General features: G+C 61.7%; 20 protein-coding genes and 1 riboswitch. Of the genes, 10 read left to right on the forward strand and 10 right to left on the reverse strand.

From position 1 onward, the window contains the following. Nucleotides 1–2 precede the first annotated feature (2 nt). Entirely contained in the window at nt 3–1,784 is a 1,782-nt protein-coding gene (locus tag I2H38_RS04740) for an HWE histidine kinase domain-containing protein (protein ID WP_196270686.1), read from the reverse strand. A gap of 164 nt (nt 1,785–1,948) precedes the next feature. Next, entirely contained in the window at nt 1,949–3,166 is a 1,218-nt protein-coding gene (gene solA, locus I2H38_RS04745) for an N-methyl-L-tryptophan oxidase (RefSeq protein WP_196270687.1), read from the reverse strand. Between the two features lie 126 nt (nt 3,167–3,292). After that, nucleotides 3,293–3,399, forward strand: a riboswitch (TPP riboswitch). A 68-nt stretch (nt 3,400–3,467) separates the two neighbouring features. Between solA and thiB the strand changes: the two genes are divergently transcribed. The 5 genes from thiB (at nt 3,468) to I2H38_RS04770 (ending at nt 9,665) form a co-directional block, all read left to right on the forward strand. Beyond that, nucleotides 3,468–4,472, forward strand: a complete 1,005-nt coding sequence (gene thiB / locus I2H38_RS04750; protein WP_196270688.1) for a thiamine ABC transporter substrate binding subunit — start codon at nt 3,468–3,470, stop codon at nt 4,470–4,472. Between the two features lie 9 nt (nt 4,473–4,481). Next, complete coding sequence (locus I2H38_RS04755) at nt 4,482–6,056, forward strand: ABC transporter permease subunit (RefSeq protein WP_196270689.1); 1,575 nt, start codon at nt 4,482–4,484, stop codon at nt 6,054–6,056. Continuing rightward, nucleotides 6,043–6,744 (forward strand): thiamine ABC transporter ATP-binding protein, encoded by a 702-nt coding sequence (locus I2H38_RS04760; RefSeq protein WP_196270690.1) that lies wholly within the window; start codon nt 6,043–6,045, stop codon nt 6,742–6,744. Before I2H38_RS04755 ends, I2H38_RS04760 begins: the two co-directional genes overlap by 14 nt. 191 nt (nt 6,745–6,935) lie before the next feature. Beyond that, entirely contained in the window at nt 6,936–9,227 is a 2,292-nt protein-coding gene (locus I2H38_RS04765; protein WP_196270691.1) for a putative bifunctional diguanylate cyclase/phosphodiesterase, read from the forward strand. A 144-nt stretch (nt 9,228–9,371) separates the two neighbouring features. Then, nucleotides 9,372–9,665 (forward strand): DUF2218 domain-containing protein, encoded by a 294-nt coding sequence (locus I2H38_RS04770; RefSeq protein WP_196270692.1) that lies wholly within the window; start codon nt 9,372–9,374, stop codon nt 9,663–9,665. A gap of 39 nt (nt 9,666–9,704) precedes the next feature. Here the strand turns inward: I2H38_RS04770 and I2H38_RS04775 are convergent, their stop codons facing one another. The 4 genes from I2H38_RS04775 to I2H38_RS04790 form a co-directional block, all read right to left on the reverse strand. After that, complete coding sequence (locus I2H38_RS04775) at nt 9,705–10,802, reverse strand: ABC transporter ATP-binding protein (RefSeq protein WP_196270693.1); 1,098 nt, start codon at nt 10,800–10,802, stop codon at nt 9,705–9,707. Nucleotides 10,803–10,825: 23 nt separating this feature from the next. Continuing rightward, nucleotides 10,826–11,659 carry a carbohydrate ABC transporter permease gene (locus I2H38_RS04780; protein WP_196270694.1) on the reverse strand — a complete coding sequence of 278 codons (834 nt, stop codon included), beginning with the start codon at nt 11,657–11,659 and terminating at the stop codon, nt 10,826–10,828. Nucleotides 11,660–11,667: 8 nt separating this feature from the next. Beyond that, complete coding sequence (locus I2H38_RS04785) at nt 11,668–12,630, reverse strand: carbohydrate ABC transporter permease (protein ID WP_196270695.1); 963 nt, start codon at nt 12,628–12,630, stop codon at nt 11,668–11,670. Between the two features lie 70 nt (nt 12,631–12,700). After that, nucleotides 12,701–13,945: an ABC transporter substrate-binding protein gene (locus tag I2H38_RS04790; RefSeq protein ID WP_229426591.1), complete on the reverse strand. Its 1,245-nt coding sequence runs from the start codon at nt 13,943–13,945 to the stop codon at nt 12,701–12,703. Nucleotides 13,946–14,372: 427 nt separating this feature from the next. Here I2H38_RS04790 and I2H38_RS04795 point away from each other — a divergent pair, with 427 nt between their 5' ends. The 5 genes from I2H38_RS04795 to I2H38_RS04815 are packed head-to-tail and all read left to right on the forward strand — an operon-like array spanning nt 14,373 to nt 19,296. After that, nucleotides 14,373–15,269, forward strand: coding sequence for a BadF/BadG/BcrA/BcrD ATPase family protein (locus I2H38_RS04795; protein WP_196270697.1), 897 nt, complete (start codon nt 14,373–14,375; stop codon nt 15,267–15,269). Beyond that, nucleotides 15,250–16,035: a GntR family transcriptional regulator gene (locus tag I2H38_RS04800; protein WP_196270698.1), complete on the forward strand. Its 786-nt coding sequence runs from the start codon at nt 15,250–15,252 to the stop codon at nt 16,033–16,035. Before I2H38_RS04795 ends, I2H38_RS04800 begins: the two co-directional genes overlap by 20 nt. A 4-nt stretch (nt 16,036–16,039) precedes the next feature. Beyond that, nucleotides 16,040–17,080, forward strand: coding sequence for an SIS domain-containing protein (locus I2H38_RS04805; protein ID WP_229426557.1), 1,041 nt, complete (start codon nt 16,040–16,042; stop codon nt 17,078–17,080). After that, nucleotides 17,080–18,213 (forward strand): N-acetylglucosamine-6-phosphate deacetylase, encoded by a 1,134-nt coding sequence (gene nagA / locus I2H38_RS04810; RefSeq protein WP_196270699.1) that lies wholly within the window; start codon nt 17,080–17,082, stop codon nt 18,211–18,213. The genes I2H38_RS04805 and nagA overlap by 1 nt, the downstream gene beginning before the upstream one ends. Before the next feature lie 15 nt (nt 18,214–18,228). Beyond that, nucleotides 18,229–19,296, forward strand: a complete 1,068-nt coding sequence (locus tag I2H38_RS04815; RefSeq protein WP_196270700.1) for a Gfo/Idh/MocA family protein — start codon at nt 18,229–18,231, stop codon at nt 19,294–19,296. On the opposite strand, the gene I2H38_RS04820 is transcribed toward I2H38_RS04815, so the two are convergent. The 4 genes from I2H38_RS04820 to I2H38_RS04835 form a co-directional block, all read right to left on the reverse strand. After that, nucleotides 19,283–19,741, reverse strand: a complete 459-nt coding sequence (locus I2H38_RS04820; protein ID WP_196270701.1) for a GNAT family N-acetyltransferase — start codon at nt 19,739–19,741, stop codon at nt 19,283–19,285. The two genes, I2H38_RS04815 and I2H38_RS04820, sit on opposite strands and share 14 nt — an antisense overlap. Then, a complete protein-coding gene (locus I2H38_RS04825; RefSeq protein ID WP_196270702.1) occupies nt 19,738–20,562 on the reverse strand; it encodes an ABC transporter permease in 825 nt (274 codons plus the stop codon). The genes I2H38_RS04820 and I2H38_RS04825 overlap by 4 nt, the downstream gene beginning before the upstream one ends. Nucleotides 20,563–20,565: 3 nt before the next feature. After that, the gene (locus I2H38_RS04830; RefSeq protein ID WP_196270703.1) at nt 20,566–21,513 is read right to left on the reverse strand and encodes an ABC transporter permease; all 948 of its coding nucleotides are present in this window, start codon (nt 21,511–21,513) and stop codon (nt 20,566–20,568) included. A gap of 69 nt (nt 21,514–21,582) precedes the next feature. Continuing rightward, nucleotides 21,583–23,082 (reverse strand): ABC transporter substrate-binding protein, encoded by a 1,500-nt coding sequence (locus I2H38_RS04835; protein WP_196270704.1) that lies wholly within the window; start codon nt 23,080–23,082, stop codon nt 21,583–21,585. Nucleotides 23,083–23,202: the final 120 nt, after the last annotated feature.

Below are 23,202 nucleotides of genomic sequence, written 5' to 3' on the forward strand. Positions count from 1 at the left end.
CCCTAGGCAAAGCCCAGAACGGCATCGTCGCCCTCTCCGTCTGGCGCGTCCGGCAACGGGATGCTGAGGATGCACAGGACACCGGAGGGGCGGAAATCCAGGTTCACCTCTCCGGCCAGTTCCAACTTGAGGCCTCGTTCGATCAGCCGCGAACCAAAACCCTTGTGCGTTGGCATGCGCACAGGAGGGCCGCCTTCTTCCCGCCATTGCATGATCAGTTGGCGACCCTCCGCGGTCGCCTCCACCTGCCAGCGGATCGTAACCCGTCCGTCATCGACGGAGAATGCGCCGTACTTGGCGGCATTCGTGGAAAGTTCATGCATGGCCATCGCAAGCGGCAGAGCAATTCTCGGCGGAAGCCGCAAAGTCGCTCCTTCGATATGGAAGCGCTCGACGTGCTCCCTCCGATAGGGAGCCATGGCCTCCTCGGCAATGTTGCGCAGACTTGCGCCTTCCCAGTTTTCACGCGTCAGCACGTCATGCGTCTTGGAAAGGGCAAACAGACGTGCTTCGAAGGCCGCCCGCGCGACGGTCGGCTCTCCAGACTTGAAGCTCTGCGCAGCGATGGATTGGACGGTCGCAAGAGTATTCTTCACGCGATGATTGAGTTCATTGATCAGCAAACGCTGGCGCGCATCCGATCTCGCCCGCTCGACCGCCGCCCAGGTCCGCTCGGCGACGTCGCGGCAGAGTTCAATCTCGCTTGGAGTCCAGACGCGCGGTGCCTTGCTGTGCACATAGAGCACCGCCCGAAGCTGCCCCTCCTTGACGAGAGGGACGGAAATCGACGCGATGCACTGGAGCGCCAAATAGATCTCGGTATGCCCCTCAGCCCGGGGATCGGACAGCGCATCATTGAAGACAGCCGTTTGGCCTGCCCTGAGACCGGCGCAGAGGATGGGTCCGAAGGGGATAAGAGGATGCCTGCCCCGCACGTCGGGCATCTCATCCAAATGCCAGTCGACCAGCGTCGTCAGAACCATGGTCGCATCATTGACGTCGCCATAGCCCAGACGTGAAACCGCCAGATGATCACCTAACGTTTCCGCGACCGCCATCAAGATTTCGCCGGGGCGGTCGAGATCCCGTATTCTGTCGCTGAGACGGAGCAGGAAGCGCTCGCGCACTTCACTTTCCTTGCTCGGCGTGATGTCGAGATTGACGATGACCGTTCGCGAAGGCGCTCCCGTTTCATCGGGAATTGTTTGTCCCCGCATCAAGAGCCATCGCACCGCACCGTCGCGCATGACGATGCGATATTCGGACGTGAGAGGCTCCAGGGTCTGGGCCAAGAGCTTCACGGCCTGCTGCATCCGCTTGCGATCATCCGGATGGAGCACTCCCAACCACGCGGAGAGGGGATCCGCTTCATTCCGGTCGCTGTCCAGCCCGGTCAACCGAAACATCTGAGACGACCATGCGATCTCGCCTGTCGGATGGTCCCAGTCCCAGGTGCCGAGGCCGGCAACATCCTGAGCAAGTTGCAAACGCTCTTCGCCTTCGCGCAGCACGCGCATGACGCTTTCGCGCTCAGCCTCTCGCAGACTGAGCTTCGTCGCCATGTCATTGAAAGCCAGGCCAAGATGACCGACGGGTGTATGGGGATCGGAAACGGCGAACCGGGTTTGCAGATCGCCGTCGCGCCAACGGTCGACAGCCTGAGTGAAGGACGACAGTGGTCGCTGGGCGGAGGTTCGTCCGGCCAGCCATGCGGCTACGATGGCGAGGCAGGCACCGAACACATACAAACATGTCAGCCAATCGAACGCCGGCAGCCCTGCCATCTACGGAACCTAAAACACCACTACTGCTTTACTCATGGGCCGATCGCGCCTCTCTGTCGAGATCGTCCGCCCCTGCAATCCCATCAAAATCGTGCCATGTCTCCCAAACGCCCCTATCCGACGGAATCTAACTCCCCCGAAGCACGGTCTTCGTTAAAGGGGTCCTATCGAGCAAGCCCTGCTTGCTGCTGACTTTCACCCGCCGCCTTAAAGCGCGCCAGGGTGAAGGCCGAGAGATCTATGCCGCTTTGTCCTTCAGTCACAATCTGAGCCACGGCCTCGCCGATAGCCGCAGAATGCTTGAAGCCATGACCAGAGCACGGCGACACGACGAGGACCCGCTCCATGTTTGGATGGCGGTCGATGAGAAAGCCGGAATCCGGAGTAACGGTATAAATGCAGGTCACAGCCCTGGCGGCTATGGGTTTGAGACCCCGCACACGGCCCGCGAGATGATCTTCATACAGCGTTCGCGATTCCACAGGGTCTATGCGTCGCTCGATCCGGTCGGGGTCGATCGCCTGCTCATATTGCTCTCCGGCCGTCTTGATGGTGCCGGTTCCGGGCAGGGCGGGAAAGCCGTAGAAAAAGTCGCTCGCGTCCGGACCATGCGACCAGATGAAGACCGGGCTCTCGGCCCACCTGGTCGCGCTCTCCGCCTCGACCGGGAACCAATGCATCACCTGACGGGTCGGCGCGAGAAGCCGGTCGAAGGGCGATCCAAGCAATGCCGGCGCCCAGGGGCCGGCGGAAACGATCACCTCCCCGGCGAGAAAATCGCCCCGGTCGGTTGTGATGCGCACGGCGCCACCGATCGGCTGAATCGACAAAACCTTTGTTTCGCGCTGAAGCGCCGCGCCGAGATCCTTCGCCCGTGCAAGTTGGGCTGCGACGCAGTTCTCCGGGTTCAGATAGCCGCCACCGGATTCGAAATACCCGAACTCACTCTCCTTCGGGGTAAACTGCGGGTATCGATGCCGTATCTCAGCTGCCGAGAGGATCTCATGGTCGATGCGGTAGCGCACCGCCGCCTTGCGGGTCTGTGTCAGAAAGCCGGCGCGGGCGGTCCCCTGGACGGAGCCCCCCTCGGAGCCGACGATCAGACAGCCATTCTGGGTCAACAGGACTTTCCCCGTCTCCCCCTCCAACTCCCGCCATATCTCGTTGGAGCGCAAGGCCAGCGGGACATAGGCCTCGCCTTCGCCGATGGCCTGGCGGGTGATGCGGGTTTCCCCGTGGGTCGAGCCCTGATCATGGGGCGGCGAAAAGCGATCGATCCCCACCACCTTCACGCCACGCTTGGCTAATTGGTAGATGGCTGCCGAACCCATGGCGCCGAGTCCGATCACAGCAACGTCATAAGCAGGGGTAGGGCGTGGCATGTGGCGCTCCGCAAAATGGCTCGCTCATCCCACCAGAAACGCAGCCTGACAGCAATGGGGAGAGGAAGGAAGGAACCCGATCCGCATACCGGAACTTGTTCCGGTTACGGAACTGTTCTAGAAGCAAGACGTCTCACGGGGAGCCTCATACGGGGCTGAGAGGCGGCAGGGCCGCCGACCCGTCGAACCTGATCCGGATCATGCCGGCGGAGGGAATGAGCATGCGACATCGCAGACGAAACTGCGCCCCTTGCGAGTTGTGCCGCCCGACCGGCTTGTCTCACGCATGGGAGATTTCCTGATGTTACGCCGATTATCCGTCCTCATCCTGTCGCTGTGGTTCGCAACGGGCCTCGCCCAGGCGCAACCCAAGCCGACGCTGACCGTCTACACCTACAGCTCCTTTTCCGGAAAGTATGGCCCCGGCAAGGTGATCAAGGAGCGCTTCGAGGCGACCTGCAATTGCGAACTCGTCTGGGTGACTTCGGAGGACGCGGGCAGCATGGTCGGACGCCTGCGCCTTGAGGGCGACGGGACGAAGGCCGACGCAGTTGTCGGCCTCGACATGAATCTCGCGGCCGAGGCCAAGGCGCTCGGCCTGTTCGCTCCGCATGGCGCGGCCGCGAAGGATCTCTCGCTCCCGATCCAATGGGCGGACGACACCTTCATTCCGTTCGACTGGGGTTATTACGCCTTTGTCTATGACGCCAACAAACTCTCCAATCCGCCGAAGAGCCTGAAGGAGCTCGTTGAAAGTCCCAATGGTCCGAAGGTGGTGCTGCAAGATCCCCGCACAAGCGCGCCGGGCCTCGGTCTCCTGCTCTGGATGCGTCAGGTCTACGGCGACAAAGCCGATGAGGCGTGGGCGCAACTGAAGCCGCGCGTCGTCACCTTCACCAAAGGCTGGTCGGAAGCGTACGGGCTGTTCCTAAAGGGCGAGGCGGACATGGTGCTGTCCTACACGACTTCGCCCGCCTATCACATCGTGGCGGAGAAGAAGGACAATTACAAAGCAGCCCCCTTCGCTGAAGGCCACTACCTTCACGTTGAACTTGCCGGCATGACACGCACGACGAAGCAGCCTGAACTGGCGAAGAAGTTCATGGACTTCATCCTGAGCGACGCCTTTCAGTCGGCGATTCCCGACACCAATTGGATGTACCCGGCAAAGAACCCGCCATCGGGATCGCCCACGATCTTCACGGGCATGATCCAGCCCAGCAAGGCGCTGCTCTTCACGCCGGAAGAGGTGCAACAGAATCGCCGCGCCTTCACCGATGGCTGGCTCAACGCCACCGCGCGCTGAGGTTTCGGAGTGCGATACAAGCCGCCTCATCCCGGGACTCTCGTTGCGCTCGCGATCGTGGCGCTCGTGGCCGGCGGCTTCCTGGCCCTCATTCTCTTCGATGGAGGAAAGGCGACACTTTTCTCCATCGGCCCCTACCTGACGCGCATTCTCGCCTTTTCCGTCATTCAAGCCGGACTTTCGACGATACTCTCGCTGATACTCGGCGTCGGCCTTGCGCTTGCGCTGGCACGACGCCGTTTTCCCGGACGCGACATCGTCCTCGCAGCCTTGAGCACCACCATGGTGATGCCGACGATCGTCGCGGTCTTTGCGGTGTTTGCGGTTTATGGGCGAAATGGCTGGCTCAACACATCGCTGAATCTCATCGGGTGGGGCCATGGCTTCAGCATCTTCGGTTATCCGGGGATTCTCATTGCGCATGTCTTTCTCAACGCACCCTTCGTGGCGCGGATCGCCCTCGACGCCTTGAACGTCGTGCCCACCGAGCAATGGCGACTCGCCACTGTGCTCGGCTTCTCTCCCGGACAGATCTTCCGCCATCTCGACTGGCCGGTCTTGCGCGCAGAACTTCCCGGTGTGGCGGGTCTCGTCTTTCTTCTCTGCTTCAAGAGCTTCGCCATTGTGCTGGCGCTCGGCGGCGGTCCGGGCCGCGCCACCCTTGAGGTAGCGATCTTCGAGGCCCTCAAGATCGATCTCGATTTCGGTCGCGCTGCTTGGCTCGCGCTCATCCAGGTTGCGATTTGCTTGGCCATCACGGCCATCTTGAACCTGGCGTTCACTCGCCCTCCCACCGGCCAGACGCTCCGCGCGCAGGTCCCCCGCCCCGACGTTTCAAACCGCAGCCTGAAAATCATCGACGCAGCCATCCTGACGATTGGCACGCTCTTCATCGCGCCGCTCGCGCTCAGCGTTCTGAGCGGACTGAAGAACATGGAGAGCGTGGTTGATGCTGATTTGTTTCAAGCGGCGTCAACAAGCCTTGTAATCGCAGCAGCTGCAGCCATTCTCGCGTGCCTGCTGGCACTGGCGCTCGGATCGGCCTCACGGCGCGCACGCCTCCCGCTCCGCTCTCCGCGTGTTGCGGCCCTATACGATTTTCTCCCCAACACCCTGCTCGCGGTTCCACCTTTCGCGTTGACGGCGGGTCTCTTTCTCATGGTTCGCCGGTTGGTCGAACCCGCGACCGCCGGACTATTCCTCTTGCCGCTCATCAACGGCCTCGCCGCCCTCCCCTTCGCCTACCGCTACATCGCCCCGCGGCTGATGACGGCGGAAGAGCGATACGGCCGCCTCGCTGCGTCCCTCGGCGTCACCGGGATGGCGAAGCTAAAGATCGTGGACTGGCCGCTGATCAAGCGCCCGTTGGGCGCAGGCTTTGCGCTTGCCATGGCTCTGTCGTTCGGTGATTTCGGGGTTATCGCGCTCTTTGGCGGCCCCGACCTGCGCACGCTGCCTTATCTGCTGTATGAGCGCCTTGGCTCCTACCGGCTGGATGAAGCCTCGGCCATCGGCCTTTTCATTGTCCTCGTCGCCTTCCTCCTCGCTCATGTTTCAGGCCGGTTATCCCATGCTGGTGATTGAGAACTGCCGTTTGGCCTGGCCTGATTTCAAGGCCGAGTATTCCCTGTCCGTCGCGGCGGGCACCCTTTGCGCCGTGGTCGGCCCGTCCGGTGGAGGCAAAACCACCCTGCTGCACATGATCGCGGGCTTCGAGACGCCGGACAGCGGTTGCCTGACCTTCGCCGGCCAAGATCTCCTGCGTCTCGAACCGTCCGAACGCCCGGTTGCGATTGTCTTTCAGGATCACAACCTTTTTCCGCACCTGACCGCGGCGCAGAACGTCGCGCTCGGCTTGCGGCCTTCCTTACGTCTGTCCAAAGGGGAGGACGTGCTTGTTGCCGAAATGTTGAACGCCGTAGGGCTGGAGGGCCTGGAACGGCGCAAGCCTGGCGAAATGTCCGGCGGCCAACGTCAGCGTGTCGCTCTGGCGCGCGCCCTCATTTCGGGCCGCCCTCTCATTCTTCTTGATGAGCCATTCAGCGGCCTCGATCCAGGCCTTCGCCGCAGTATGATTCAACTTGTCGACGCGCTGCGGCACAAACGGCCTGTAACCATCGTCATGACGATCCACACGCCGGAGGATGTCGCCGACCTGGCGGACCAGATGGCCTATGTCGCGAACGGCCAGGTCGTCGCCTCGGGCCCACCCGCCGACATCCTGACCGGCCCCCTCGCCGCCCAGATCGCTGCATCGGCTTCCGAACCGTGATCGGAGACGGATCCGCTGTTTTTCCCAAATCCGGCGGCCTGAAGATCGCCAGTCGTCGTAAATGCGACCTCGAGAGTAGTATTCATTTATAATTGTTGGGCTTGGCGGCTTTCTCCAGTAAGGTCCCCTCCGCCTTGGCCTAAAGCCGCCGTTAACGAGACATTGAAACACTGTATGACAGCATCCGGGCGATGTCCTCTCAATCTCTCCCCCCCTTCGGCGGCGAATTTCTAACGCCCGAACGCGAAGCTGCGTTTCAAGCAGAGCGGTTGCCGGAAACGCTTCGGCATGTCCGCCTGCTATTCCTGCTCTCGGCGGCTCTGAACTCTCTGTTCTTCATCAGCGACTGGCGGTTTTATGGCGGGCCTCACTTCTACGCGGCGATCCCCGCCCGCATCGTCGTTGTCCTGATCGCCCTCGCCTGTTTCTGGACGGTTCGCAGCGCTACCAGCTTCCGTCAGGCGGAGAAATCCATGATCGCCTGGGAGTGGATCAACGCAAGCGCAGTGGCCGTGCTTGTCAGCTCTCACAGCGACCTCGCTCTTTTCGTCGTACTGATGTTGCCGTCGATCTACTATCTCGCCGTGCCGACGAGCTTTCGATGGTCCGTGATCTCGGGCATCGGCTGCAGCGTGCTGATGCTCCTCGGCTATATGTTTCCCGAGGAGAAGAGCGCGACGACGACTGGGCTTCTTCTGGCCATGGCCATGTTGAATTTTGCCCTGTTCCTCGTTGTGGCGCGGTCGAACCGGCTTCAGCGGATGGAATGGGCAGCGACTCGGGCCGAGCGGCGCGCCAATACGGAACTCGTCGAGAGCAGAACCATGTTCGAGACGATGTTCAAGACAGTGCCCATTCCAATGCTCGTTGTACGAGTGGATGGCAGCATCCTCGCCAGCAACGACGCCGCAATCCGTTATATGGGCGCGACCGCGGAAACCCTGGGCATCCAGACGATCGATGAGCTTTATGTCAATCCGAACGACCGCGAGGTGTTCGTCGCGGCCATCCTCAAGGATGGATATGTGAACGGCTTCGAAACGCAGGTACGGCTGGCGGATGGGACAATCCACACAGTCCTGCTCGCTGGCACGTCGATTGAAATTGGTGGCGTCCGGCACATCATGTCCGGCGTTGTCGACATTACCGAGCGCAAAGCGGCCGAGGAGCGGGTATGGCGCGCGGCGAGCCACGATCCCCTCACCGGCCTGCCCAATCGCGCCTTCTTTCAAAGCCGCCTGGAGCAGACCCTTGCTCAAGCGGAGCGCAGCGGTAACCGCGTCACCCTGCTGCTGATCGACATAGATAATCTCAAGACCACGAACGATACGCTCGGCCATGATGCGGGCGATCTTCTCATCAAGAAGACCGCCACACGCCTGAATCGCATGATGCGGGAATGCGATACCGTAGCGCGGCTTGGAGGTGACGAATTCGCCATCGTCGTCGTCGAGCCGTTTCCGCTTGAGAACGTGCTGACTCTCGCGGAGCAACTGCTTGCCGATCTGAGGCGGCCTTTCACTTACCGGGATGGGGTGTTAGCGAGCCAAGCCAGCGTCGGCATCGCCAGCTATCCCGAGCATGATCGAACTCCATCCGAGCTCATGCGGGACGCCGACCTCGCCCTTTCCGCCGCGAAGGCGATGGGCCGCAATCGTGCCGTCGTCTACTCGACAGACATGAGGGATCAGCTCGAGCAGAGAGCGACGGTCGCTCGCGACATTCAGGAAGCGCTGCGGCAAGGGCAGATCGTCCCCTTCTACCAACCGAAGATCGATCTCCGCACGGGTAAGGTCGTTGGCTTCGAGGCCCTCGCACGTTGGCACCATCTCGATCAAGGCCTGCTGACGCCCGCATCCTTCCAAACCGCCTTCGAGGAACCCGAGCTATCGATCGCGGTCGGCGAACACATCCTCAAGCAGGTAGCCGCCGACATCAGAGGCTGGCTCGATCAGGGGATCGATTGCGGCCGCGTGGCGGTGAATCTCTCGCCGGCCCAGTTCAACTGGATCGGCCTTGCCAAGCGGTTCCTCGAAATCATCCATGCCGCTGGCGTACCGACCGAGCGGCTGTCGGTGGAAATTACGGAGACCGTGTTCCTCGGCCGAACCGCCTCCCACGTGATCGCCGCGTTGAAGGAATTCCACGACAATGGCATCCGCATTGCTCTCGATGATTTCGGGACAGGCTATGCGTCGCTCACCCATCTCAAGCAGTTTCCTATCGACGACATCAAGATCGACCAGAGCTTCGTCAAGGACCTCGAAACCGATTCCGACAGCGCGGCCATCGTCATGGCCGTCATCGAGCTCGGGACGAGCCTTGGCATGGAGGTGATCGCCGAAGGCGTGGAACGGATAGGGCAAACGAATCTGTTGCGTGAGAAGGGTTGCTCGCAAGCTCAAGGCAATCTCTATTCCCCGCCGATGTCTGCCTGTCAGGTCGCACAGTTTCTCCGTGGCCACGAGGCGCAATGCGCGTGAAGCGAATGATATAACGCTTAAAACGCGTTATAATTCAAACCTTTAGCGATTTTTGAGTTGAACGCCTCATCATCTGTAAGGCATGCTCTGAGCTTGAGAATCGCCGGTGACGCTCGCTTGCGAATGCTTTCGGAAAGAAGGGCCATGGCACCGCTGAGAGCGGAGGCGAACGTGGATACGATCGTGCCTGATCGCTACCTCGTTCAGCTCTGCAAACACTTCGCTCCGAACACCCCGGCAGCCTATTCAGAGGCTGAGGGCCGAGCCGAGTTCGAATTCGGGCATTGCACTTTGCAAGCGATTGGAAAGGGTCTCATGCTCGTGGTGGAGGCCGAGGACGAGTCCTCGCTCGCCCAGGTCCAGCGCCTTGTCAGCACCTACCTGGAGAAATCCATGTGGCGAGAGCGGCCGACCATCACCTGGATAAGACGGGGCTGAGCAGAAGCGGAACGGCTGGCCTCCGGACCGGCGGCGTGCCTAGGGCATCCGCGTGGATGCCTGCATCGACTGCCCTTGCGCATCGAATATGTGCACGGACCGGCTTGGAACATGGGCGATATAGCCGCTGCCCGGAGCAGCATCCGCGTCCCCCGGCGACCGGACGATCACATCCTCCCCGCCTGCAAGCTTCATGTAGACGTAACTCGCCTCACCCAAACGTTCGATGGCGTCGATGCGGCCTTCCAGCGGAATAGTCTGCGGACCGTCCTGCGCCATGTGTTCCGGTCGAATGCCTACGGTGACTTCGTCGCCGGCTTTCACACGTCCGGGCGCAACCTCAAGAACCGCCTCCGCGCCCGCAAAGCCGATCGTTGCGCTGTGTCCCGCTACCGAGCGGACCTGCCCTTTGATGAAATTCATGCGCGGAGAACCGATGAAACCGGCAACGAACAGATTGCGGGGATTGCGATAGAGGTCCAGGGGGGCTCCCACCTGCTCAATCCGGCCATGATTCATGACCACGATCTTGGAGGCGAGCGTCATGGCCTCGACTTGATCGTGAGTCACATAGATCATGGTTGCCCCCAACTCCCGATGGAGCTTGGCGATCTCGAGCCGCGTGTTGACGCGCAAGGCCGCGTCGAGGTTCGAGAGCGGCTCGTCGAACAGAAAGACGGAAGGTTCGCGCACGATGGCCCGGCCGATGGCGACGCGCTGACGTTGGCCGCCCGACAATTCGCGCGGCTTGCGGTCGAGAAGCGCGGAAAGTTTCAAAATATCCGCCGCCCGACGCACCCGCCGGTCGACCTCCGACTTGTCGGTCTTCGCAAATTTGAGGCCGAAGGCCATGTTCTTGTAGACCGACATATGCGGGTAGAGCGCATAGGACTGAAACACCATCGCGATCTTGCGCTCGGCGGGTGGCATCTCGTTGACGCGCTTTCCGCCAATCCGCAATTCGCCCGCGCTGACATTCTCGAGGCCCGCAATGGTGCGCAAAAGCGTGGACTTGCCGCAACCCGAGGGACCGACGAAGACGACGAATTCCCCATCGTCGATGGAGAGATTGATGTCCCGCAATATCTCGGCCGAGCCGTAGGACTTTGCGATGCCGTGGAGGGAAACGTCAGCCATCGGGTTCAAATCCGTGAAGGGTGTTACTTGACCGCTCCCGCAGTGAGACCGCGGACCAAGTAGCGTGAGAAGAAAAGATACAGGACGAGGATCGGCGCGATGGCGAGCGTCAGGGATGCGAGAACCGCATTCCAGTCGGTGACGTATTGGCCGATGAATTGCTGCACCCCGAGCGTCACCGTCTGCTTGCCGTCGCCGGGCGCGAGGATCAAGGGGAACCAGAGATCGTTCCAGATTGGCACCATGGTGAACACGGCAACCGTCGCGATGGCGGGCGTGATCAGCGGCAGGATGATGCTGCCGAAGATGCGATACTCGCTGACTCCGTCGCACCGGGCGGCATCGCGGAGGTCCTTCGGAATCTGCTGGATGAATTCGCCGAGGATCAGAATGGCGAGCGGCAACCCTTGCGCCACATAGACCAGGATCAGCGCGGTGAGCGTGTTGACGAGGTTGAGGTCCACCATCATCCGCAGGATGCTGACGCTGCCGAGGCGGATCGGCACCATGATGCCGATGGCCATGTAAAGAGCGATGATCGTGTTGCCGCGGAAGCGATATTCCGTCAGGGCCCAGGCCGCCATCGCGCCGATAAGGATGATGAGTCCGAGGGAGATCACGGTCACCGTGAGGCTGTTCACGAAATAGAGCCCGAAATCAGATTTCGCGAAGACCTGATCGAAGCCAATGGTCGTAAAGGTTCGTGCATCCGGAAAGCCGAGCGGATCGGAAAAGATGGCGCGGCGCGTCTTGAATGCGTTGATGAGGATCAGCGCGATCGGGCCAACGGCGAGGATCGTGTAAAGGATCAGCGCAATGTGAACGGCGATGCGGCCCGGCCTGGCAAGCGGTCTCATGACGTCCCTCAGAATGTGTGCCGTTGCAGTCGCCGTTGCACGCCGAAGAGATAGATCAGCACGCCGATCAGAATGATGATCAGCATGGCGGTCGCCACCGTCGCGCCCATAGTCGGGCTGCCGACCTGAAGCTGGTAACCGAAGAAGGTGCGGTAGAAGAACGTGCCGAGAATATCGGTCGAAAAATTCGGGCCGGCCAGCGCGCCCTTGACGGCATAGATCAAATCGAAAGCGTTGAAGTTCGCGACAAAGGTGAGAATGGACACGACGCCGAGCGTCGGCAGGATCAGCGGCAGGCGCACGAACCAGAAAACGCTGAACGGTCCCGCGCCGTCGACCGTCGCCGCATCGAGGAGATCGTCAGGGATGTTCAGGAGTGCCGCATAGATCAGCATCATCGGGATGCCGACGAACTGCCACACGGAGATTAGGGACACAGTGATCAGCGCGGTCGATTCCTGGCCAAGCCACGGCCCGAAAAAGCTTCCCAGACCGACCGCATCCAGGATCTTCTCGGCGATCCCCCAGAGCGGGTTGAGCATGAGCTGCCAGATGAAGCCGATGATCACCACCGATAGCATCGTCGGCAGAAAAAGGAGCGTACGATAGACGCTGCCGCCGGTCAGGCGCGGCAGGCTGAGCAGCATCGCGAGCCCCAGGCCGATGCCGTTCTGCACCACCATGTGAATGCTGAAGAAGATCAGGTTGTTTTTAAGGGCGTTCCAAAAATGACCCGACCAAGCGGGGTCCGTCAGGAGCGTATAGAAATTGCTGAGCCCACTGAAATGGCGCGCGCCGGTCTCATCGCCCGAATAAAAGCTGAGGCGGATCGTGTCGACCAACGGATAGATCGAAAAGACCGTGTAGATCACCAGCGCGGGAGCGAGGAAGACAGCGATATGCAAAGGGAAGCGGGAGCGCGCGAAAACGCGTTCCGCCGGCTGCACGCCTAAGGCCGTGATGTCCGACATGTAAGCTCTAGCTCGAAGAGAAACGGGATCGCGGGCCGCCATCGCGGCGGCCCGCATCGTCTTTGAGCGATTACTTCTTGTGCGGTGCGTACCAACTCGCGAGGCCGTCCTCGGCCTTCTTCGCGGCCTCCTCGGGCTTCATCGTGCCATTGAGAACTTGCGCGCTCACGTTCCAAAGCTCGTTCTCAAGGTTCGGCGTGCCACGGGACAGAATTTGATAGGAGTTGCGGATCGAACTGTCGCAGGTGGCGCGCCATCCGACGAATTTCGCCGCGACTGGATCCTTCACCGTGACCTTCTCCTTGGAGAGCGGGAAAAAGCCCGGCAATGAATTCGCGTAGATATCCGCGAAATCGGAGGATGCGATCCAGGACAGGAAGGTCTTGGCGGCCTCCACGCTCTTCGACTTGGCGTTGATCCCGAGCGCGATATCCGTGTGGTCGCTGATGTAGCACTTGCTTGCGCCATCTGGCACCGGCGGAGCGAAGGCATCGAACTCGAAATCGGCCTGCTTGCGGAAGATCGGGACGTCCCAGGATCCCCCCGGATAGATCGCGGCCCGGCCGAGCGCGAAGAGGTTCTGCGTGTCCGGGTATTTCTGCGCCTGATAACCTTTGCCCATATAGGGAGCCCAGCTCGCGAGCTCCGCGAAGGTCTGGACATAGGCCGGATCGGTGAACTTCTGCTTGCCATCGATGAGCGCTTTGCGGCCCTCTTCCCCCTTCCAGTAATTCACGCCGATATTCTGGAGGCCCATGGTGGCCGCTTCCCATTGATCGGCGGTGCCCATGGCGATGGGGGTGTATTTGCCGTGCGCCTTGATCTTGTCGAGAACCGCATGGAACTCCGACACGGTCTTCGGTGGCGTCAGCTTCAACTCGTCGAAGATCGGCTTATTGTAGATGAAGCCGTGGATCACCGATGCCATCGGCATGCAGAAAGTCGTCTTGCCGTCATCCGTGGACCAGGCGCTCTTCGCCACGTCCGAGAAATTCTCGATGCCCTGGACATCATTGACGGGCAGAAGCTGGCCCTTTTTGAACAGATCGAGGGAGGCGTCGAACGGTCGGCACGTGATCAGGTCGCCAGCGGTACCACCGGTGAGGCGTGCATTGAGCGCGGCATTGTATTCGGTCGGCGGGTCGGCTTTGAACTGGACCTTGATATTCGGGTACTTCTTATTGAAGGCCGGGATGATCTGACTGTTCCAAACATCCGCATCGTCGTTGCGCCAACTCTCGATGGTGAGAGTCTGGGCGCCGGCCACATTCGCAAAGGCCATGGCAGCAGCGGCAACCGAAACGGTCGCAAGCATTTGCCCTGCCCTGCGCACGAGATTTTTCGCGTGGAGAGGCCTCATCGTTGGTAATCCTCCGGTCGGCGGGGCGTGTGAAACGCCCCTCTTGATCACCCCTCGACCTGTCCTTGCGCGCTTGCTGCGTTCTTGTGTCGCCAGTGGACTTCCCTGAACTGTTCCACTTGAAATGACCACGGACAAGTGACCTTATAGTGGTATCGCCAGGGCTGAAGCGCGACAAGTTCTTTAACGACTTGTTCCATAGTACCAATGTCCAATGGCCTTCACGTCTGCTCCCCGCTGTTGAGCGCCCTATTTAGCGATCTTTCTCGGAAAGAAGGTGCCCGCTTTTCCGTCACGCCCCTTCACGGACTGGATATTAAGTGGCATGGTAACCACCTTGAAATGACGTTTGCCGGCTGAGCCATCCGCGATCCAATTTGACATGAGTGAATTCCTCTTTCTCGGCATTGACGGCGGCGGCACCAAGTGCCGGGCGCGCCTGCGCGATGCGAAGGGCGCTTTGCTGGGCGAAGGAACGGGTGGTCCATCGAATATCCGGCTCGATCCCGATCTGGTCTGGAACTCGATTCTCACGGCCTGCCGCGAAGCCCTCGGTCAGGCCGGACTTCAGGAAGCCGATCTCAAGCGAATTCATGCGGGCATGGGGGCTGCCGGAGCCGGCCAGACCAGCGCGGTGGAGCGTCTTCTCTCGCGGCCCCATCCCTTCTTCTCCTTCGCCATCGACACCGATGCGCATACCGCATGGCTCGGCGCCTTCGGAGGCCGCGACGGCGCAATCCTGATCGTCGGCACGGGCTCGTGCGGTTATGGCGTCGTCGGCGGCCAGCGTCGTTACGTCGGCGGCTGGGGCTACGAGATTTCCGACGAAGGCAGCGGGGCCGCTATCGGCCGCGAAGCTCTGCGCCGGATCATCTGGGCCTATGACGGGCGCATCGCATCGACGCCGCTCTCCAGGACGCTTCTTGCCGAATTCGGCAACGATCCTGAAATTCTCGTCGACTGGGTCGGCAAGGCGCGCCCGAGCGACTATGCGCGCTATGCGCCGATTGTGCTCGAACACGCGGAGCAGCGGGATCCGCTCGGCATCGCGCTTGTGACCGAGGCCGCCTCCGGCATGGCCCAGATCGCGACGCGCCTGCTCGATCTCGGCGCGCCGGCCTTGTGCCTCTTCGGCGGATTGGCCGAGCCGTTGCGGCTCTGGCTTCCACCACCGCTCCAGCAAGCCATCGCCCCGCCGGCGGCCGATGCGCTGGATGGCGCGATCCTTTTAGGGCAGACCACGCATCGCGGAGGCAGGAATGACCGAACAAGCCTCTGAGTCGCTCCCGCTGATCCCCCTCGACGAGGCGAACCCGACGCCGCTCTATCTGCAACTGCAGCAATCGATCGAGGATGCTGTCAGGAAGGGGGCGATCAAAGCGGACGACGCCCTGCCGGGTGAACGCGACCTCGCCAAGCAACTCGGCATCTCGCGCGTCACCGTTCGCAAGGCGATTACGGGACTCGTCAAGAAGGGCGTGCTCGTTCAGCGCTGGGGGTCAGGCACCTTCATCGCGCCCCAGATGCGTCTCGAACAGCCGCTCTCTCGGCTATCGAGCTTCACCGATGACATGTCGGCCCGAGGCTTGCCTTCTTCGGCCGTGCTCTTGAGCCGCTCGATCGGCCCCGCCTCACCCAACGAGTTGATGGTGCTCGGCCTGTCGCCCGGCGATATGGTGAGCCGCGTCAACCGTCTCCGTCTCGCCAACGGCATTCCGATGGCGATAGAGCACGCCGTTGTTCCGAGCCGGTTTCTGCCGGATCCCTCGCTCGTCAAGCAATCGCTTTATGCGGTGCTGCACGAACAGGGTTTCATGCCGAGCCGCGCCTTGCAACGGCTTCATGCGGTCCTCTTGAGCGAGGAGCAGGCGGCCCTGCTTCAGGTGCCGCCGGAAAGCCCCGCTCTCTATATCGAACGCCGCTCGTTCACTGGAACGGGCGAAGCGGTCGAGTTCACCTCGTCCTATTATCGGGGCGATGCCTATGACTTCGTGGCTGAGCTGACGATCAGCCAGCCTGACCGAATGCAGAGTGATGATGTCTGAGAAAATGAATTCCGAATTTCCCGTGACAGCAATGCTGAGCGAAGCGCGCGAGGCCCCGCAGGTTGTAGCACGTCTGCTTGAGAGCAATGCTGCCCTGTGCCGTGATCTGGGCGCGCGCCTGCGCGCTTCGCCGCCGCCCTTCGCGGTGACCTGCGCCCGCGGAAGTTCGGACAACGCGGCGACCTTCGCCAAATACCTGCTGGAAATCCATTCAGGCCTCGTCACGGCCTCCGTCGGCCCCTCGGTGACCTCCGTCTATTCCGCCCGGCCGCGGATGCGCGATGCGCTCTTTCTCGCCGTCTCTCAATCGGGCCGCAGCCCCGACATCCTTCACCTCGCGAATGCGGGGCGGGAAGACGGCGCGCTGACGGTCGCGCTGGTGAACGACTCGACATCACCGCTCGCGTCCACCTGCGAAGTGGTGCTGCCGCTTCATGCCGGGCCTGAGAAGAGCGTCGCAGCGACAAAATCCTTCATCGCGGCGCTTGCCGCATCCTTGCAGCTCGTGGCCCATTGGTCGCAGGACCAGGCGCTCCTGAAGGCCCTCGAGACGTTGCCGGACGTGCTCGCCAAGGCGGCTTCGACGGACTGGTCGGCCGCGCTCCCCATGTTGTCGAAAGTTGACGACCTCTTCGTCGTCGGGCGCGGCGTGGGCTTTGCGATGGCGCAGGAAGCCGCGCTGAAGCTGAAGGAAACCTCCGGCCTGCACGCGGAAGCCATGAGCGCCGCCGAACTCATGCACGGTCCCTGGACCCTCGCGGGCGATCACTTCCCGATTCTCGTTCTCAGCCAGCGCGATGAGACCTTGAGCGGCGTCAACGATCTCGTGACGAAGCTGAACGAGCAGGGTGTTCCCGTTATCGTCGCGGGCGCGGCCGAAGGGCCTGCGAAGGTCATGCTGCCGTCGGTCGAGAACATTCATCCCTTCGTCGCGCCGATTGCGCTTATCCAGAGCTTCTATCCGCTGGTGAACGCCATCGCACAGGCGCGCGGTCGCAACCCCGATGCTCCGCCGCGCCTGCGCAAGGTGACGGAGACGGTCTGATGCCCTTTGCCCTCACCGGAGCCTGCGTTTTCGACGGCACGCATATTCTTGAGGGGCGCGCGGTCGTCATCGAGAACGGCCGCATTGTCGGCCTGCCATTTGAAAAGGATCTCGGCGCGGCAACCGAGCGCCGCAAAGTCGAAGGTCTGCTTGCGCCGGGCTTCATCGATGTTCAGGTCAATGGCGGCGGCGGTGTCTTCTTCAACGACGTGCGGACCGCCGAGGGCATCAAGACCATTGCCAAGGCCCATCGGGCTTTCGGCACCATCGGTCTTCTGCCGACTTTCATCACCGATACGCGTGAGCGGATGACAGAGGCTGTCGAGGCGATGCGTGTGGCGCTCGCCGCACGCACACCCGGCGTTCTCGGCATCCATGTCGAGGGTCCGTTCATCAATCCCGAGCGCAAGGGCGTACACAATCCCGCCTATATGCGCCCGATGGAGGAGGAAGACCTCGCGATCCTCACGTCGCTGAAGGAGGGCCGTACGCTCGTGACGCTTGCGCCCGAGCGCAACGCGATGGAGATGGTGGCGCGCCTCGCTGCTGCGGGCGTGCTCGTCTGCGCCGGACACACGGCGGGCGACTACGCGACGATCATGGAAGCCTGCCGCCACGGCCTGCGCGGGTTCACGCATCTCTTCAACGCCATGCCGCCGATGGCGGGCCGCGACCCCGGCCCGGTCGGCGCTGCGCTCGACAGCAACAGCACCTGGTGCGGGTTGATCGTCGACGGATACCACGTGAGCGACGCAGCACTTCGCATCGCCATTGCGGCGAAGGGCACGGGGCATATGATGCTCGTCACCGACGCGATGTCGGTGACCGGCACGGACATGACGAGCTTCGACATTCATGGCCGGACGATCTATCGCAAGGGCGGCAAACTGACGACGGCGGATGGAACGCTGGCCGGCTCCGATCTCGATATGGCGAGCGCAGTGCGCAACAGCGTACAGCGACTCGGCCTCGCGCTTCCTGACGTGTTGCGCATGGCGTCCCTTGCCCCAGCCGCTTTCCTCAGGCTCGATCATGAACTCGGCCGCATCGCCCCGGGGTACCGTGCGAGCCTGGTTCTGCTTGACGATGACCTGCACGTCCAAAAAACCTGGATCGACGGCGAAGACGATTAATGTAAGGAAATGACCATGGGCGTGAAGCGGGTTCTTGTCGTCGGTCTCGGCAATATGGGCCTTTCACATGCCCTCGCCTATTCCCGCATCGACGGTTTCGAAGTCGCGGGCCTCTGCACCCGCAATTCCGAGAGCATGGATCTGCCGCCGGCGTTGCAAGGCGCAAAGCGTTTTACGCATTTCGAGGAAGCACTCGAGGCTCTCAAGCCGGATGTGGTGTCGATCAACACCTGGTCCGACACTCATGCGTCCTACGCCATTGCCGCCATGGAAGCCGGCGCGCACGTCTTCGTGGAAAAGCCCCTCGCCGATACGGTGGTGGATGCGGAACAGGTCGTCGAAACCGCCATCCGTACCAAGCGCAAGCTCGTGATCGGCTACATCCTGCGCCATCATCCATCGTGGATCAAATTCATCGAAATCGCGAAGACGCTCGGCGTGCCGAATGTCTTTCGCATGAACCTCAATCAACAATCGAGCGGATCCGCCTGGGAGGCTCACAAGCGGCTGCTGCAATCGCTCTCACCGATCGTCGATTGCGGCGTCCACTATGTGGATGTCATGTGCCAGATCACCCGCGCAAGACCTTTGCAGGTCCACGCGGTCGGCGCACGTCTGACCCACGACATGCCCGCAGGCATGTATAATTACGGCCACCTCCATGTGACTTTCGATGACGGCTCAGTCGGCTGGTACGAGGCCGGCTGGGGGCCGATGATGAGCGAGACAGCCTATTTCGTGAAGGACGTGATCGGCCCGAAGGGCAGCGTCAGCATCGTCATGACCGAGACGGCGGGAGAGGTGAGATCCGCCGACATCAACGCCCACACCAAGACCAACCAGATCCTGCTGCATCACGCCGCGCTGACGCCAGATGGCACGCTCGCGAAGGCGGATGAGCGGATCAACACAGCGGATGAACCCGATCACGACGCGTTGTGCGAGCGCGAGCAGCGATTCCTGTTACGCGCCATCAACGAGGATCTCGACCTGACGGATCATATGACGGATGCGGTCAGATCACTGAGGATCGTGCTCGCTGCCGATGAATCGGTCCGCACGGGTCGCGTCATAGCGCTGTAGGACTGCCTACGCCATCTTTCACATAGAACACGAAGCTGCGGTTCTTGCCCGCAAATTCGCGGTCATATTCCCGTGCGATACGCCAGCCATGGCGCTCGTAGAACCGGCGTGCGCCTTGGTTGTCGCGAAAGCATTCGAGGCTCTTGGCTCCCGCCGCTTCCGCTTCGCGCAGCAACAATGTTCCCGCGCCCTTCCCGCTGGCATCGGGGTCCATGAACAGCATGTCGATATGGCCATCTGTCATGAGGAGAAAGCCGAGAGGCGTCCCCTCCTCGACGAGGATCGTGCGATCCCATGATCCAGCAAAGCGCGCCGCGAAGAAAGCCGCATCGCGCGTTGCCAGCACATCCTCCTCGAGGATCGTCTTGAACGCCTCACGATAGGAATGTTCGGCGATGATCGCCAGCGCCGGGATGTCGGCGGTGTTGGCCGGCCGCACCCTCACGGCTGGCCTCGCAGGCGCGGATCGAGCGTGTCGCGCAACGCATCGCCCAACAGGTTGAAGCCGAAGGACAGGAAGAGGATCGCGAAACCGGCGAAGATGGCGCTCCAAGGCGAGAGCATGAGGAAATTGCGTCCCTCCGAGAGCATCAGTCCGAGCGACGGCGTCGGCGGCTGCGTGCCGAGGCCGAGGAAGGAGAGCGACGCCTCGACCAGAATGGCGGCCGACAGCAAAAGGCTCGTCTGCACGAGAATGACGGAAGCGAGGTTCGGCAGGATGTGCAGGAAGATGATACGCGCATCCGACGCGCCGATGGCCTTTGCGCCCGCAACATATTCGCTTTCGCACAACACCAGCGCGGGGCCGCGCAGAAGTCGAGCGAATATCGGCGTGTAGACGACTGCAATCGCCGCCGCCGCGCTATAGGTGTGCGGCCCGAGCACCGCGATGATGCCGATAGCGAGCAGCATCACAGGAAATGCAAACAGCACGTCCATGATGCGCATGATGATGCGGTCGAGCCAGCCGCGATAATAGGCGGAGATCAGCCCGAGCGTACCGCCCGCCAGAAGCGCGATGCCGACGGCGAGCAGGCAGGCGATGAGCGAGGTGCGGTAGCCATAGAGAATGCGCGTCAACACATCGCGGCCGAGTTGGTCCGTGCCAAGCCAATTCAATTCGGACGGGCCGCGCAGACGACGCGCGACGCTCTGCGCCATCGGATCATAAGGCGCGATGACGGATGCGCCCAGCGCGAGGACCAGTTGCACCAGCACCAGAATGGCGGCGAAAGTAAGAAGCTTGTTCTTGGCCAAACGCGACACGGCTCAAGCCCTCACGCGGGGGTCGACAATCATGTACAGAAAATCCACGAGAAAATTCACCAGCACGAACACGGCCGTGACGACAAGAATGGTCGCCTGGATGACGGGATAATTCCGCTCGGCGATGGCCCCGAGGATGAGGCGCCCGAGGCCCGGAATGGCGAAGACCTGCTCGACCACGATCGCGCCGCCGAGCAGATAGCCGGTCATGATGCCGACGCTGGTGAGAAACGGGATCAGGGCGTTGCGCAAAGCGTGCTTGTAGACCACGCGCCGCTCGTTCAAGCCCTTGGCGCGAGCGGTACGGATATAATCCTGCCCCAAAGCGTCGAGCATGGCCGAGCGCACGAGGCGCGAAAGATTGGCGAGGATCGGCAGCGCCAAAGCGAAAGCCGGAAGCATCATGCGCTGCAGGTTGCCGATGGGGTCCTCCAAAAACGGCACATAGCCGAGGGAGGCAAAGCTCGGAGCAACGGTCGCGAGAAGAAGAATGAGGACGATACCGAGCCAGAAGGAAGGGATCGTCAAGCCGGCGATCGCGCCAATTCGCATGGCGACGTCCGCGCCGCCGCCGCGTGTCTGCGCCATCAGGCAACCCACGGGGACGGCGAGCACCGCGCCGAGGACCAGCGACAGCATGGTGAGCTCAAGCGTCGGCCAGAGGTGCGTCATGATCTCGGTTGCGACGGGCCTGCCGGTCCAGAGCGAGGTGCCGAAATCGCCGCGTAGCGCGGCCCCGGCCCAGAGCAGATATTGCTCGATCACGGGCCGGTCGAGGCCGACGCGGCTCTTGAGTTCCGCCATGCGCTCGGGCGTAATTTCCGTATTGGCCCCCAGCATAATCGCGACGGCGTCGCCGGGAATGAGGCGGATCATCAAGAACACGATGATCGAGACGCCGAAGAGAACGACGACCAGATCAATGAGGCGCGCGGCGAGGACTCGATTCATCGGAAAACAAACTTCGTTTGAAAATAACTCCGGCGCCGCGACATGGCGGCGCCGGAGTGGTGTCGTGGATTAGTAGCTCGCGCCGCGCAGCAGCACGAGCGAGCGGTTCGGCATGACTTCATAGCCCTGGAGCTTGTCACGCATCGCCGAGAACAGCGTGCCGTAGGTCAGGTGCGCAACCGGACCCGAGCAGGCGAGCTTCTTCTGCACCGCGTCGTAAGCAACCTTACGTGCGGCCTGATCGGACAGGGTGCGGGCACTGTCGAGAAGCCCGTCGATCTCGGTGTCCGAATACTTGAACACGTTGGTCGAACCGCCCGTGCGGAACGTGCGGTAGAAATACTCGTCCGGATCGGGGCTGCCGGAGTTGATCGAGGCGAACAGGTCAAAGTTGCTGTTGCGCCAATCCTGAATGAACTGCCCCTGCTCCTGGTTCTTCAACTCAACCTTGAAGCCGGCCTTGTTGAGCTGCTCCTGCACGACTTGCGCGATGTCCTTGATGTCCTGACGCGGCAGGACATTCATCGTCACCGCGACCGGCAGAGTCACGCCTGCCTCCTTCAGCAACGCCTGGGCCTTCGCCGGATCGAAGCTGTAGCAGGGGAACTCCTTCACATCGACCGCCCAGGTCTTCAGGGCCGGCGAAAGCGGACCACCGGGCACGCCCGCGCCGAAGAGCGCGGCATCCACGATCTCCTTGCGGTTGATCGCGTAGTTCAGGGCTTCGCGCACCTTGGCGTTATCGAAGGGAGCCTTCGACACGTTCATGCCGACGAGGGTGTAGGCCAGTTCGAGCGTCTCGGAGAGCTTGACGTTGGGCTTGCCCTTGAGCTGCAGCGCCGTCGCCGCGTCGATGTTCGGCAGCAGCGCGTACTGGCCGTTGGTCAGGCCGACTTGGCGCGTGGCCGATTCAGGCACGATGTTGAACTTCAAACCCGACAGCTTCGGCAGGCCCTGCTGCCAGTAGGCATCGTTCTTCGCCAGAAGAATGAAGCCGTTCGGCTGCCATTCCTGGAACTTGAACGGGCCGGTGCCGACCGGCGTCTTTTGCAGGATGTCCTTGTTCGTCTCGACAGAGCGCGGAACGATAGCGATGGTAGCAAGCGAAGCCAGAAGCGGAGCAGACGGCTCCTTCAGCTTCAGCTCGACGGTCTTGGCGTCGGTCGCCGCGGCGCTGTCGATGGCGGAAAGGCGGCTCGCGAGCGGGGACGCGATGTCCTTGCTCTGCACGCGCCGGATCGTCGACACCACGTCTTCCGCCTCCATGGCGGAACCGTCGTGGAATTTCACGCCGGAGCGCAGCTTGAAGGTATAGGTCTTACCGTCGGGCGAGATGGTCCATGATTCCGCGAGGGAGGGACCGATCTTCAAGTCCCTATCGACAGTGGTGAGGCCTTCATAGAGGTTGCCGTTCACCACCATGAAGCTTGGAAAAGCGGTGATGAGATGGGGGTCGAGACCGGTCGGGCTGGCCTCAGCCCCAATCTCGAGAACCTGAGCCGAGGCGGAGGCCATCATCGCCGCCATGAAACCCGCGCCGATTGCGCCGCGCAGTGCTGACCTGAACATGCGTCTTTTCTCCCTTGGAAGCCGCAGGTGAATTTATAAGCCATCGTTGCGAACCTGTCATGGTCCAATATCATACCACTCTAGACCACCCGACCGCTTGTGCTATGGTTCGCCACAGAC

It is taken from the genome of Microvirga alba (genome assembly GCF_015694465.1).
GTDB classification, from domain to species: Bacteria; Pseudomonadota; Alphaproteobacteria; order Rhizobiales; family Beijerinckiaceae; genus Microvirga; species Microvirga alba.